This is a genomic window from Bradyrhizobium zhanjiangense (assembly GCF_004114935.1).
GTDB classification, from domain to species: Bacteria; Pseudomonadota; Alphaproteobacteria; order Rhizobiales; family Xanthobacteraceae; genus Bradyrhizobium; species Bradyrhizobium zhanjiangense.
In genome coordinates this window covers 7,263,179-7,275,090 of the sequence record NZ_CP022221.1, presented here as the reverse complement: position 1 = coordinate 7,275,090, position 11,912 = coordinate 7,263,179, and the positions used below count along the sequence as shown (strand labels likewise).

Sequence of the window (11,912 nt, the reverse complement as noted above, 5' to 3'; positions counted from 1 at the left end):
GAGGCCCACGCTGTTGCAGCCGGGCTCTTCATCCTTCGAGACGCCGCTTCGCGGCTCCTCAGGATGAGGGACTAGCAGCGCAGGGCGCGATTGAAAGAAAGAGTCTAGTTCGCGTAGCGCGCCGTGAGATCGCGCGAGATCTTCGAGCCTTCCTCGATATAGCGGCGGATCGCCACCGTGGCCGCCGGCGTGCAGCTCCGATAGGTCTGCTGGAAGCCGTTATAGCCGCGGTTGAAGCCGGCGATCATGCGGGTGCGGCGCTCGCCGGAGGGGGTTTCGGCATCGATTAGCGCCTGCATCTCGTTGCGCCATTTGTTGCCCTCGTTGGACCCGCAGATGCCGCGCAGATAGTGCAGCCCGCCGAGGATCTCCGCCAGCCGCTGCAAATCGCCGTCAAACGGCGCTGCCCCCTCCTGGCCCCGGGCGGGCACGGAGGCGCAGGCGAGAATCAGGACAAAAATGGCCAGAAATCGCGTGGACATCGCCGGGTGTATGCCCCCTTCGCTCAATGGACGCAAGGCGAGCCACGGGAGCGGTGCGCTCCCTCCTCCGCTTGCGGGGGAGGGGTGGGGAGAGGGTGCTTCCGCGGGCGAGAATCCCCAAGAGGAGAAAACCCTAACCCGCCGCGCTCTCGCGCGTCGACCTCTCCCGCAAGCGGGAGAGGTGCAGCGGAGCTCGCGGCTCGCTCTAAGCCCCAATCAGACGCCGCGCCGACTGGATGACCTCCTCCAGCCCCCCGGTCAGCTTGAGGTCGGCGAGGCCTGCCAACGCGTCCGGGGCAATCCAGCGGTAGTCGTCGAGCTCGTCGTTGAGAACGGGTTCCTTGGCTACCCAGCGGGCGGCAAAGGACATGATCAGGTAATGACCGGCTCCGGCCGCCGCCGGCAGCACCTCGCGCCAGCCGGCGAGACCAATGATCTCGATGGCGAGCCCGGTCTCCTCATCGACCTCGCGCAGCAGGGCCTGGTGCAGCGATTCGCCGAACTCGACCCGGCCGCCGGGCAGCGAATAGAACCCTTTTGCGGGCGAGCGGGCGCGGCGGGTCAGAAGCACCTTGCCGTCGCGAAAAATCGCGGCACTGACCGCAATCTGGGGGTGAGCAGGCTGGACCGCCGAAACCACGGCTCAGTTCGCCATGATGGTGTCGATGTCGGCTTCGGCGCCGCCATTGATGATGCCGCCGCAGGCCGCGATCAGCGGCTTGACCCAGGCCGTGGCCTGCTCGGCGAGCCGGACGCGCGTCGTGTCCTTCTCGACCTCGCGCATGGCCGAGCCGACCGCGGTCAGGATCGACGTCATGGTATCCGTGATGTGGTCGAACTGGGCGCGCACGTTGGGATCGGCCTTCTCATAGGCCTCGATGGCGAGGTCGCGCGCCCTGAAATTCGACGCGGTGAAATGCTCGGCATAGGACAGTGGCGTCCAGGTCAGAAAATCTTCCGCGCATTCCGGCATGTCGGGGACCATTTCCAGCAGCATCACGGCTTCATTGAAATGGTTGAGATAGTCGGTGGCAAGCCCGGTCCGCGGATTGATGTTGGCGACGCGCAGCCGCTCGGCCCAGGCGGCGGCCTCGGGGCCCGTCTGTACATGCGTCCGCGCGGGTTGGGAGACCGTTGAGCTCATCGGCCGCAGTGTTAACGTTCGGGGTTAAAAGGACCTGAACGGACCCTATATAGATACCCCAGGATGTGTGGACGCTTCGTCATAACTTCGGCCCCCGCGGCTTTGCGGCAACTGTTCGGCTATGTCGAGCAGCCGAATTTCCCGCCTCGGTACAACGTCGCCCCGACGCAGCCGATTCCGGTCGTGCTGATCGAGAACGACGCACGCCATTTCCGCCTGATGCGTTGGGGCCTGCTGCCGAGCTGGGTCAAGGACCCCCGCGGATTTACGCTCCTGATCAACGCCCGCTCCGAGACGGTGCTGGAGAAGCCCGCCTTCAAAAAGGCGATTCGCCGCCGGCGCGGCCTGATCCCGGCGGACGGCTATTACGAGTGGAAGGCGGAGGGTGGCCGCAAGCAGCCCTTCTTCATCCATCGCGCCGACGGCGCGCCGCTCGGCTTTGCTGCGGTGTTCGAGACATGGGTCGGGCCGAACGGCGAGGAACTCGACACGGTCGCGATCGTCACGGCGGCGGCGGGCGAGGATCTCGCCGCACTGCATGACCGCGTGCCCGTCACCATCGGCCCGCGCGATTTCGAGCGCTGGCTCGACTGCCGCAGCGACGAAATCGACGCGATCCTGCCGCTGATGGCCGCCCCGCGCATCGGCGAGTTCGCCTGGCATCCGGTCTCCACCCGCGTCAACCGCGTCGCCAATGACGACGAGCAGTTGCTGCTGCAGATCAGTGCGGAGGAGATGGCGGCGGAGGTGGTGAAGCCGAAGAAGGTGGCGCGGAAGGCTGCGGTTACCTCGGTGGATGACGGGCAGGGGTCGTTGTTCTGATCGCCGATGCCGTAGGGTGGGCAAAGCGAAGCGTGCCCACCATCGTGCGCCAAGCAATCGATAGGTGGTGGGCACGGCGCGTTGCGCCTTTGCCCACCCTACGGCAGCGGTGTTTCACACAATCTCCCTTGCCCGCAGCGCTGCGATCTCCGCCGCGTCGAATCCCAGCTCGCCCAGCACCGCATCCGTATCCGCGCCCAGCTCCGGCGCCATGTGGTCCAGCTTGCCGCCGCCATGGGCGAGCTTGAACCCGCTGCCGGCAAAGCGCAGGCGCCCATAGGGCGTGTCCAGCTCCTGGATCGCGCCGCGTGCCTTGATTTGCGGGTGGTCGATCACCTCCTCGACCTTCCAAATGCTGGCGCAGGGTGCGCCGGCGTCTTCCAGGATCGTCTCCCATTCGCGTGCCGGCCTTGCCGCCAGCGCTTCCTCGATGATGGCGCGGAGCGCGCCCTCGTTCTCGTTGCGGGAGAACCAGTCGGCAAAGCGCGGATCACTCAGCGTGTCCTCGCGGCCGAGTGTGCTCATCAGCGCGCGGTACTGCTTCTCGTTGTTGACCGCGAGCAGGATGTGGCCGTCGCCGCATTTGAACAGGTTGGCCGTGGTCCTGCGGCTCACCGCCTGGTTGCCCGAAAGTGTTTGACGGTGGCCGGCGACCGACCAGTCCGCGATCTGCCCTGACAGAAACGCCATCGTCGCCTCGAGCATGGAGACGTCGATGAGCTGGCCCTTGCCGGTGCGGTCGCGCTGATACAGTGCGCTCGACACGCCAAACGCAGCGGTCGCGCCCGACAGCACGTCGCACACCGCAAAGCCCGCGCGCGTCGGTCCCGTCTCGGGATGGCCGGTGATCGCCATGATCCCGGACAGCGCCTGCATCTTGCCGTCATAGCCGGGCCGCAAGCGGTCCGGGCCGGTCTGGCCGAAGCCTGATACGGCGCAATAGATCAGCTTCGGATTGATCGCCGAGAGCGCCTCGTAGCCGATGCCGAGCTTGTCCATCACGCCGGGGCGGAAATTCTCCATCACGACGTCGACGGTCTCTGCGAGCTTCTTCACGATCGCGATCGCCTCCGGCTTCTGCAGATCGAGCGTCAGGCTGCGCTTGTTGCCGTTGATGGCCTGGAATGCCGGCGCCAGCCCGCGCTCGGCCCATTCGCGGCTGAGCGGCGTGCGGCGCATGTCCTCGCCCTCGCGCCGCTCGACCTTGATGACGTCGGCTCCTAGCAGCGCGAGCTGATAGCTCGCATAGGGACCGGCCAGCACTTGCGTGAAGTCCAGGATCTTCACGCCCTCGAACGGTCGCGTCACGTCGCTCTCCCCTTTTTCTTCGTTATCGGAGGACGTCAGGCGGCGCGGTTGCCGCGCGCGATCTCCTTCTGCTTGTCGAATTCGGCGCGGCGCCGCGCCAGCTCTTCCGGCGAAAGCTGCGCCACGTTGTTGTAGTCGAGCTTCCAGGAGGCATCCTCGCTCCAGCGCAGCGGCGACTGCATCGTCGTCTGCGGACCGCTTGCGGTCTCCAGCAGTTTTAGCGCGAGCTCGAGCGTCTGCGCCTGCGAGGCGATGTCGTGTGGCTTGCCGGCGGAATTGCCGAGCGGGAAATCGGAGAACAGGAAGCGCGGCACGGCCGCGTGCTCGATGATGTCCTTGGCGCAGCCCATGATCACGGTCGGAATGCCGTTCCGCTCCAGGTGCCGCGCGACTAGCGCGGTGGTCTGGTGGCAGACCGGGCAGTTCGGCACCAGCACGGCGACGTCGACCTTGTCGGCAAGACAGCGCGCCAGGATCTCCGGCGCGTCGGTATCCAGCGTGACCCGATGGCTGCGGTTGGTCGGTGCGCCGAAGAAACGCGGCGCGACCTCGCCGATGCGGCCAGCGGCGCTGGCCATCAGGAGCTGCGGCAGCGGAAACCAGGTGCCGCTGTCGGTCGCGCTGGTGTGCTTGCGGTCGTAGCCGATGTGCGAGATGCGAAGGTCGTGCTCTTTCGACGTGTCGCCGTCATAGACCTGGTAGAATTTCGCGCTGCCATTATACGCCGCGCCCGGCCCCTGATCGCCCTTGGCCGGATCGAACGGCGCCGCGGTCGTGATGATCGTCACGCGCGACTGCGCCAATGGCTTCTTCAGCGGCTGGAACGGTGCCTCCGTGTAGTGCGCCCAGCGATAAGGCGTGGTGTAGCCGATCGCCGCGTAATAGTCGCGCGTGCGCTGCATGTAGGGCACGGGCGAATCGTAGTCGGGCGCAAAGCCAAATTCGTCGTCGCGCGGAGCGGACATGGGCGCGTCTCCTGGTTCTTGGTTAGGGCCCAGACTAGAGATAGTTTTCGAGTTGCTCAACGGGGAGTGGGGTGGCGCAGGCCAGAATTGCAGATGAGGATGATGCGGCGCGGACTCTTACCCTCCCCTGGAGGGGGAGGGTCGGCTCACATGGAGCGTAGCGAAATGTGAGCCGGGGTGGGGTGACGGTCTCTCCACATCCAACAGAGCCCGAGTGGAAAGATCACTCCACCCCGCTCGCGCTGCGCGCGATCGACCCTCCCCTCCAGGGGAGGGTGAAGAGCGTCACCTACCTGAACACCTGCAGTGCCACATACTGAAGCAGCATGATCGCCTTGGCGTCGATGATGCGGCCGTCTGCGATCATCGCCAGCGCCTCGTCGATGGAAAGCTCCAGCACCTCGATGTCCTCGCCCTCATGTTCGAGGCCGCCGCCGTTGCTGACCCGCATCTCCGGCTCGTATTCGGCGACGAAGAAGTGCAGCTTCTCGGTGATGGCGCCGGGGCTCATGAAGGCCTCGAACACCTTGTGGACGTCGTGCAGGCGATAACCGGTTTCCTCCTCGGCCTCGGCGCGGATGCGCACCTCGGGGGCGGCATCGTCGAGCACGCCGGCGGCCGCTTCGATCAGCAGATCGTCGTAGCCGCGGATATAGGCGGGCAGACGGAACTGGCGCACCAGGATCACCGTGCGCCGGGCGCGGTTGTAGGGCAGCACGGCCGCGGCGTTGTCGCGCTCATAGGTCTCGCGGTGCTGCGTCTGCCACTCGCCATTGGCGCGCCGGTACTCGAGCGTGGTGTTCTTCAGGGGAGTCCAATTGTCGGAGAGCACGCGGACGTCCTTGATGCGGACACGGTCGGAAATGGTCATGGCTCGATCTCAGTTGCTTGAAGTCGTGGCGCGGCCGTCGAGCCACTTCTGGAACATCACCGAGGTGGATTCCTCGAAGCCCAGTGACTGGTAGAACGCATTGGCCTGCGCGTTTTCGCGCCGGACCAGGAGCTGGAGCTTGAGAATTCCGGCCGCGCGCAGCCAGTCCTCGGCCGCTGTCATGATGACGCGGCCGTAGCCGCGCTTCTGGCGGTCGGGATCGACGGCGACGTAATAGACCCAGCCGCGATGGCCGTCATGGCCGACCATGATTGTGGCGACGGTCGCGCCATTGTCGCGGCCGAGCAGCACGGTGGAATTGTCGCGGCGCCGCGCCAGCGCGATGTCGGCATGCGGATCGTTCCAGGGCCGGGTCAGGCCGCAGCGCTGCCACAGCGCGACGACGGGCTCGATGTCGGCATCCGTGATGGCATCGATCGTAAGGGCGCTCACAGCACCTTCCCCGGATTCATGATTCCCAGCGGATCGAGCATCGCCTTGATCGACCGCATCAGCTCGATCGCGGTCTTGTCCTTTACCTCGGGCAGCTCGTCGCGCTTGAGCACGCCGATGCCGTGCTCGGCCGAGATCGAGCCACCCATGCGCAGCACGATCTCGAACACGACCGCGTTCATCTCGTGCCAGCGGGCGAGGAAGTCCGCACTGTTGACGCCGACCGGCTGGCTGACATTGTAGTGCAGATTGCCGTCGCCGAGATGGCCGAACGGCACCGGCCGCGCGCCGGGGATCAGCTTCACCACGGCAGCATCGGCCTCGGCGATGAAGGCGGGCACGGCGGCGACGGGCACGGAGATGTCGTGCTTGATCGAGCCGCCTTCCGGCTTCTGTGCCGCCGACATCTCGTCGCGCAGCTTCCAGAAGCCGGCGCGCTGGGTGAGGTTGGCCGCGATCACGGCATCGTCGACGATCTCCTCTTCCATGGCGCGGGTCAGGATCGTCTCCAGCGGCGTGCGCGCATCCTCGCTCGGAGAGGACAATTCCATCAGCACGTACCAGGGATGCTTTTCTGCGAGCGGATCGCGCACGTCGATGCCGTGGCGGATCGAGAAATCGACCGCCATCTGCGACAACAGCTCGAAACTCGTCAGCACATTGGCGGCCTCGCTCTGCGCGATCGTGAGCAGTTTGAGCGCCGCCGCCGGCGACTTCAGCCCGACGAAGGCCGTTTCGACCGCCCGCGGCTTCGGAAACAGTTTCAAAGTCGCCGCCGTGATGATGCCGAGCGTGCCTTCCGCGCCGATGAAGAGGTTGTGCAGGTTGTAGCCGGTGTTGTCCTTCTTCAGCTTCGACAGCACGTTCAGCACGCGCCCGTCGGCCAGTACCACCTCCAACCCCAGCGCCATCTCGCGCGCGACGCCATAGGCGAGCGCGGCGGTGCCGCCGGCATTGGTCGAGAGATTGCCGCCGATGGTGCAGCTGCCTTCCGCGCCGAGCGAGAGCGGGAACAGCCGGTCTACGTCGGACGCCTTCTGCTGCGCGATTTGCAGCACGACGCCGGCCTCGCAGGTCATGGTGTTGGAGGCGGTGTCGACCTCGCGGATCTTGTCGAGCCGGCGCAACGACACCACGACTTCGCCATTGTGCGGCGTCTGCCCGCCGACGAGGCCGGTATTGCCGCCCTGCGGCACCAGCGCGATCCTGTGCGCGGAGGCGAGCTTGCAGATCTCCGAGACTTCAGCCGTCGAGCCCGGACGCAGCACCAGCGGCGAGCGGCCGTGAAACAGATTGCGCTCCTCGGTGACGTAAGCCTCGATGTCTGCGGCATCGGTGATCGCGTGGCGCTCGCCGACGATCTTGCGAAATTGTTCGATCAACTCGGGCGCAAGCGGCGGGGTGGCGGATTGATTGACGTTCATGGTGTTGTCTCTTCTCAAGCTTCTTATCGCGCAACCGCAGCCCGGCGCAGCCGGTCGTTGATCGCTTCGCCGAGTCCTTCTTCGGGGATCGCCATCACGGCGATCGCACGTGGCCCTCTGGCATCGAGGGCGCGAAGATAGCCGAACAGATTGGCAGCGGCTTCATCGAGATCACCGGCGGGCGACAAATTCATGACAGCGGCGGCGGCATCAACGCCGGAAAGGCGCGCCGGGCCGAATGCCAGCAGCGCTTCGCCCGGTGCCACCTCGTGCGCATTGAGCCGTACGGCCGCGCGCGGCGCATAGTGCGAGGCCAGCATGCCCGGCGCCAGCGGCTGGCTGTCCTCGCTCTCGGCCTCCGCGGGCGGCCGCGCCAAGGGCGCGCCGAGCACGGCCTCGATTCGCTCACGCGACAGCCCGCCAGGGCGGAGCAGCATCAAGGTCTCGAAGCAGCCGACAATTGTCGATTCGACGCCGACCTCGACGGAGCCGCCGTCAACGATCAGATCGATCCGCCCCGCAAGGTCGCTTTCGACATGGGCGGCCAACGTCGGCGAGACATGGCCGGAGATGTTTGCGGACGGCGCCACCACCGCCCCGCCAAAAGCGCGCAGGATCGCCTGCGCCACCGGATGGGCGGGGATGCGGATCGCGACCGTGTCGAGGCCGGCGGTGGCGAGATCGGCCACCGGGCAGTCGTCCGTCTTCGGCACCACCAGCGTCAGCGGCCCCGGCCAGAACGCCTCCGCGAGCTTCAGGGCGCGTGCATCGAACCGGCCGATCTGCCGCGCGGCGGCAACGTCCGCGACATGGGCGATCAGCGGATTGAACGCGGGCCGCCCCTTGGCGGCGTAGAGATGGGCGATCGCGGCGGCATTGGCGGCATCCGCCCCGAGCCCATAGACCGTCTCGGTCGGAAACGCGACCAGCCCACCGGCCGCGAGCGCCCGGGCCGCGGCCGCGGCGGCAGCCTCTCCGGCCGGTAAAATCAGCGTTTCAAGACCCGTTTTCACAGGGATAAAATTCCTCAACTCGGCCGCTTGCGGTGCGCGAAACCCGACGCTATAAGCCGCCTTCTTGTCGGAGTGTGGCTCAGCCCGGTAGAGCACTGCGTTCGGGACGCAGGGGTCGCAGGTTCGAATCCTGCCACTCCGACCAGAAATCATTAGGCTTTTTCTTCTGATTTCGATCCTCGGTCAAGTTGACCACCGTTTCGGCCACCGAAACGTATCGGCTCTTTTGGCCGATGGCCGCGGCCGCCCCCTGGAGGAAGTCCGGGTGGTGATGGCCATAGGTGTCCTGCAGGACCTCGGGTGACATTCCCAGGAACCCTGCCGCCTCCCAGATTGGCACGCCACGCTGCATGAGCCACGTCGCAGCGGTGTGGCGTAGGGTGTGGGGTGTGACCCTCCCAGGCAGGCGGGCAAGCCCTACGGCGGTCTTGAAGCCCTTTTTCACCGAAGCTACCGGCTTGCCGTTGAACTCAACAAAGCACTCTGCGATCAGCTTACGGTTCCACCAACGCCGAAGGTGGGTGAGCAGCCGAGGCGGGATTGGGGCTGGCGTCTGTCGCTTCTTTGTCGCGCGCTTGCCAATGGCCTTACGATAAAAAATGCCGCGCTCCATATCCACGTACGAGCGCCCAGTTATCGCATAGGGCGACGCCGACGCGATCGCGCCTGCTCGCGTGCCGGTGTACAGGCCGATCAGGATGAACCGCGCGATATGACGCAGAGGCCTTCGGTTCGTGGCGATCGGGCCGCCCTTCGACGTTCCCGAGTGGATCGTCTGCTTCTCGCGATACCTCCAACAATGCCAAAGCAACGCTGCGGCCTCCTTGCGAGTCAGCCATCGGTCGCGTGCCTCGCCTTTGGGAGGGAGCGACACTCGCACTAAGCCGCGGTGAAAGCCTTCCTTTGCGTGGTGATTGATCGCGGCGCGCAGTGTCTCAAGGTCGCGGCGAGCACCACCCGGACTGCCACGATGCTTGGTGTAGCCTGCACAAGTCTGGGCATTAACCTGCGCCAGCTTCTTGCCACCCCAATACTCGTTGAGCCGCTCAATTCGGGCCTCGATCTCGAACTGATCGCCGGGCTCGCCAATGTCGGTCAGATAAATCGAGAGGACATCAGCACAATCGATGTCCTCAATGTCTTGGCGGCGCCGTTCGGGTTGATACTTACGAGCAATGTAGTCCGCTAGCGCTTGCTCTGCTTTTGCTGGCGGCTTTTTTTCAGACGTGCTCGCAACGCATCCTGTGGCGATATGGCGATCGCCGTCTTTGATGATCCAGACGGCTTGGTGGACGACCTTACCGTCTCTATATCTGGGCTTACGTTTGTAGAGCCGAGCTCCCTTGCTTGGACGCGGCATAGTTTCCTCATTTCATTAATGGCTTCCAGGGTGGTGTAGTCTTTGCCCGAAATACGCTCCACTTGCAGCCGACCGCGCTTAGCCTCGCGCCGCAGGCCCGATTCGGTCATTGATCCGTCGGGAAAGGCTAACTTTGCTGCAATTGAAAGTCGGAGAGGGGCGTGAGGTGCTACGTTCTCAAGATTCGATTCCATTTTGACGTGCCAGTCGCCGGTACCAGCGGCGATTGTTTCACGTGACTCGTCTTAGAGACTGAGTGGAAGGAGAAGAAGCGTGACACCGGATATAACCGTGTGTTGTCAAGAACATACATGAGAAGAGCGGTGAAGTCAAAGCCGGGCGGCAAGATTTCGCCACCAAGCCGCGTCCCCACCTTTCTCGTTGATCACGAAGTTCGGCGCCGCCAGTTAATTTCTAAAGATCGCCTGCGGACGCCATCTGGCCAAATGAATTGACCTTGGTTCTCTTGCGACCTCGAGAGAGTGATCCAGCCGAGCCGCGCCAACTTATCCATCACCATCTTGCGCTGCAAAGGGTTGCTGAACATACGGTTGAACTTGTCGTTCTTGATCACGCAGCGGTACCGATCTGGCTTTTGCTCAACGTACCCATCAATCGAAGAATACTCACTCCGCTCGACCGTCGAAGCCCTTGGTAAGCTCATCAGCCGGGCCTTGAGCAATTTCCAGCCGGCCTCAAGGGTTCGCTGTTCAGTTGAAAGCGTATCGAGAGCCACGTCGCAGCATTTTGCGACTGCGTACAAGAGTTCTGCCCTTTTCCAGGGAAGGCCAACGCCTTCGATAGCAAGTGAGCCGCCCGCGTAAACCAGACCGAACTTTCGTATGATGTCGGCGTACACGATGCCATCTGTCCCGCCGGTAGCATTCGCCCTAAACCGCTTCATGTGCTTGACTATCTTATCCGGGAGCTCTGACCGAGACCTGATCAGAAACCTAACATACTGTGCGAAGATTTCGCCGTGCTCTTGGGCGCACGCGGTGTGAACCGCCGAAAACAGTTGCTGCAATTCTGATTGGCTGAGCTGACCAGCGTTTGGCACTCGATCAAATATGTGATCGAGACCGTCCAAATAAATGGGCACGTCGATTAGGCGGCGAGCATCACCGCCTCTTTGCTCGCCGCACTTGGCCGCAAGCTCCGCTATTGTAGTCTCCGCTGATGTGAGCGAAATCACCCGGTATTGCTCGCCATTGTCCGAACCGTCGTCGAACGCGGGGCTGCGTAGCTTGGTCGAGCCTGTGCCAAGATTGTGGGCGAAATTGTTTGTACTGTGATACTTTTCCTTCTCAGATGCGACTGGCATCTTGTTTAGATCGTCGACGACCATCAGGCAGTCATTATATGAGCGCAGGGCTGGCTCAAGGCCAGCCAATGTTGCGTTCCAAGTGAGTAACTGGTCGATCTGTCCGGCCCCACCAACTGACGAGCCGACTAAGGTAGCTGTCGTCTTTCCACCTCCGGTTTTCCCTGCGAGACAAAATCCGAACGACTGCTCGTTAGCGATGCGCAAGAGGGGCGCCGCAAATGAGCAGCACGTGGTCAGCATCATGCCCGACGACTTCCTGGCGAGCATTCCGACCGACCTGAGCCAAGCCTTGGATGTACCTCGCGGTTGCGGCCGATACGCATCAGGCGGCAAGCCGCAGATGTTCTTCGTGTTGGCGCCAATGGCCCGATCTGCCAGCACAAACGTCTTATAGCCGGGGCGCCAACCGGTAGTGGCGGCGTATGCGGATCGCTTTTCTGGTTCCGATGCCGCCGCAGCCTCGATCGTAGGCTTGATGAGCAAAGAGGGATGAGCGTTCCTGTTCCGAAGTTGATCGCGGAAGGTGGTCCACTTGTCTGCTTCCGCAGGCCTCAGTTCAATTGAACCCTCGGCGCCATCTTCGCGCGTGAAAGAATAGCGTTGAACGAACTGATTGTCTGATAGGTCCTCGATAAGTGCAGTCTTTTTCAAAACGGGCATTGCCTGCCTCCTGTGCGTGCACGGAATGCACACGCCTTGAGGCCGTCCATCTATAGCGTTTAGAGACGCGATGTAATCGTCTG

Annotated in this window: 13 protein-coding genes, 1 tRNA gene and 1 pseudogene; 3 read left to right on the top strand and 12 right to left on the bottom strand. The window is 63.7% G+C overall.

Annotated features, from left to right (window positions below):
• Positions 1-104: 104 nt before the first annotated feature.
• The 3 genes from XH85_RS34980 to XH85_RS34970 form a co-directional block, all read right to left on the bottom strand.
• Positions 105-482, bottom strand: coding sequence for a TIGR02301 family protein (locus XH85_RS34980; RefSeq protein WP_128935522.1), 378 nt, complete (start codon positions 480-482; stop codon positions 105-107).
• Positions 483-687: 205 nt separating this feature from the next.
• Positions 688-1,122: an NUDIX hydrolase gene (locus XH85_RS34975; RefSeq protein ID WP_128935521.1), complete on the bottom strand. Its 435-nt coding sequence runs from the start codon at positions 1,120-1,122 to the stop codon at positions 688-690.
• Between the two features lie 3 nt (positions 1,123-1,125).
• On the bottom strand, positions 1,126-1,626 hold the full coding sequence (locus XH85_RS34970; protein ID WP_128935520.1) for a hypothetical protein: 501 nt from the start codon (positions 1,624-1,626) through the stop codon (positions 1,126-1,128).
• A 63-nt stretch (positions 1,627-1,689) separates the two neighbouring features.
• Between XH85_RS34970 and XH85_RS34965 the strand changes: the two genes are divergently transcribed.
• Positions 1,690-2,448, top strand: a complete 759-nt coding sequence (locus tag XH85_RS34965; protein ID WP_128935519.1) for an SOS response-associated peptidase — start codon at positions 1,690-1,692, stop codon at positions 2,446-2,448.
• Positions 2,449-2,562: 114 nt separating this feature from the next.
• Here the strand turns inward: XH85_RS34965 and XH85_RS34960 are convergent, their stop codons facing one another.
• From XH85_RS34960 to XH85_RS34935, 6 genes are all read right to left on the bottom strand, one after another.
• Positions 2,563-3,756, bottom strand: coding sequence for a CaiB/BaiF CoA transferase family protein (locus XH85_RS34960; RefSeq protein ID WP_128935518.1), 1,194 nt, complete (start codon positions 3,754-3,756; stop codon positions 2,563-2,565).
• A 35-nt stretch (positions 3,757-3,791) separates the two neighbouring features.
• The gene (locus tag XH85_RS34955; protein WP_128935517.1) at positions 3,792-4,721 is read right to left on the bottom strand and encodes a glycine reductase; all 930 of its coding nucleotides are present in this window, start codon (positions 4,719-4,721) and stop codon (positions 3,792-3,794) included.
• A gap of 289 nt (positions 4,722-5,010) precedes the next feature.
• Entirely contained in the window at positions 5,011-5,592 is a 582-nt protein-coding gene (locus XH85_RS34950; RefSeq protein WP_128935516.1) for an NUDIX hydrolase, read from the bottom strand.
• 9 nt (positions 5,593-5,601) lie between these two features.
• Positions 5,602-6,045 carry a GNAT family acetyltransferase gene (locus XH85_RS34945; RefSeq protein ID WP_128935515.1) on the bottom strand — a complete coding sequence of 148 codons (444 nt, stop codon included), beginning with the start codon at positions 6,043-6,045 and terminating at the stop codon, positions 5,602-5,604.
• Positions 6,042-7,469 carry an FAD-binding oxidoreductase gene (locus tag XH85_RS34940; RefSeq protein ID WP_128935514.1) on the bottom strand — a complete coding sequence of 476 codons (1,428 nt, stop codon included), beginning with the start codon at positions 7,467-7,469 and terminating at the stop codon, positions 6,042-6,044. Before XH85_RS34940 ends, XH85_RS34945 begins: the two co-directional genes overlap by 4 nt.
• A gap of 23 nt (positions 7,470-7,492) precedes the next feature.
• Positions 7,493-8,482 (bottom strand): L-threonylcarbamoyladenylate synthase, encoded by a 990-nt coding sequence (locus XH85_RS34935; RefSeq protein ID WP_128935513.1) that lies wholly within the window; start codon positions 8,480-8,482, stop codon positions 7,493-7,495.
• 68 nt (positions 8,483-8,550) lie between these two features.
• Between XH85_RS34935 and XH85_RS34930 the strand changes: the two genes are divergently transcribed.
• A tRNA-Pro gene (locus tag XH85_RS34930) sits at positions 8,551-8,627 on the top strand.
• A 171-nt stretch (positions 8,628-8,798) separates the two neighbouring features.
• Here the strand turns inward: XH85_RS34930 and XH85_RS47745 are convergent.
• Positions 8,799-9,356: pseudogene (locus XH85_RS47745) on the bottom strand (tyrosine-type recombinase/integrase); the annotation flags it as partial.
• A 15-nt stretch (positions 9,357-9,371) separates the two neighbouring features.
• On the opposite strand from XH85_RS47745, the gene XH85_RS47740 reads away from it, so the two are divergent.
• Positions 9,372-9,671 carry a hypothetical protein gene (locus XH85_RS47740; protein ID WP_338025577.1) on the top strand — a complete coding sequence of 100 codons (300 nt, stop codon included), beginning with the start codon at positions 9,372-9,374 and terminating at the stop codon, positions 9,669-9,671.
• Here the strand turns inward: XH85_RS47740 and XH85_RS47040 are convergent.
• Both XH85_RS47040 and XH85_RS34920 read right to left on the bottom strand, forming a co-directional pair.
• Complete coding sequence (locus XH85_RS47040; protein WP_245473836.1) at positions 9,668-10,036, bottom strand: excisionase; 369 nt, start codon at positions 10,034-10,036, stop codon at positions 9,668-9,670. The genes XH85_RS47740 and XH85_RS47040 overlap by 4 nt on opposite strands.
• A 191-nt stretch (positions 10,037-10,227) precedes the next feature.
• On the bottom strand, positions 10,228-11,829 hold the full coding sequence (locus XH85_RS34920) for a DUF927 domain-containing protein (protein ID WP_128935512.1): 1,602 nt from the start codon (positions 11,827-11,829) through the stop codon (positions 10,228-10,230).
• Positions 11,830-11,912: the final 83 nt, after the last annotated feature.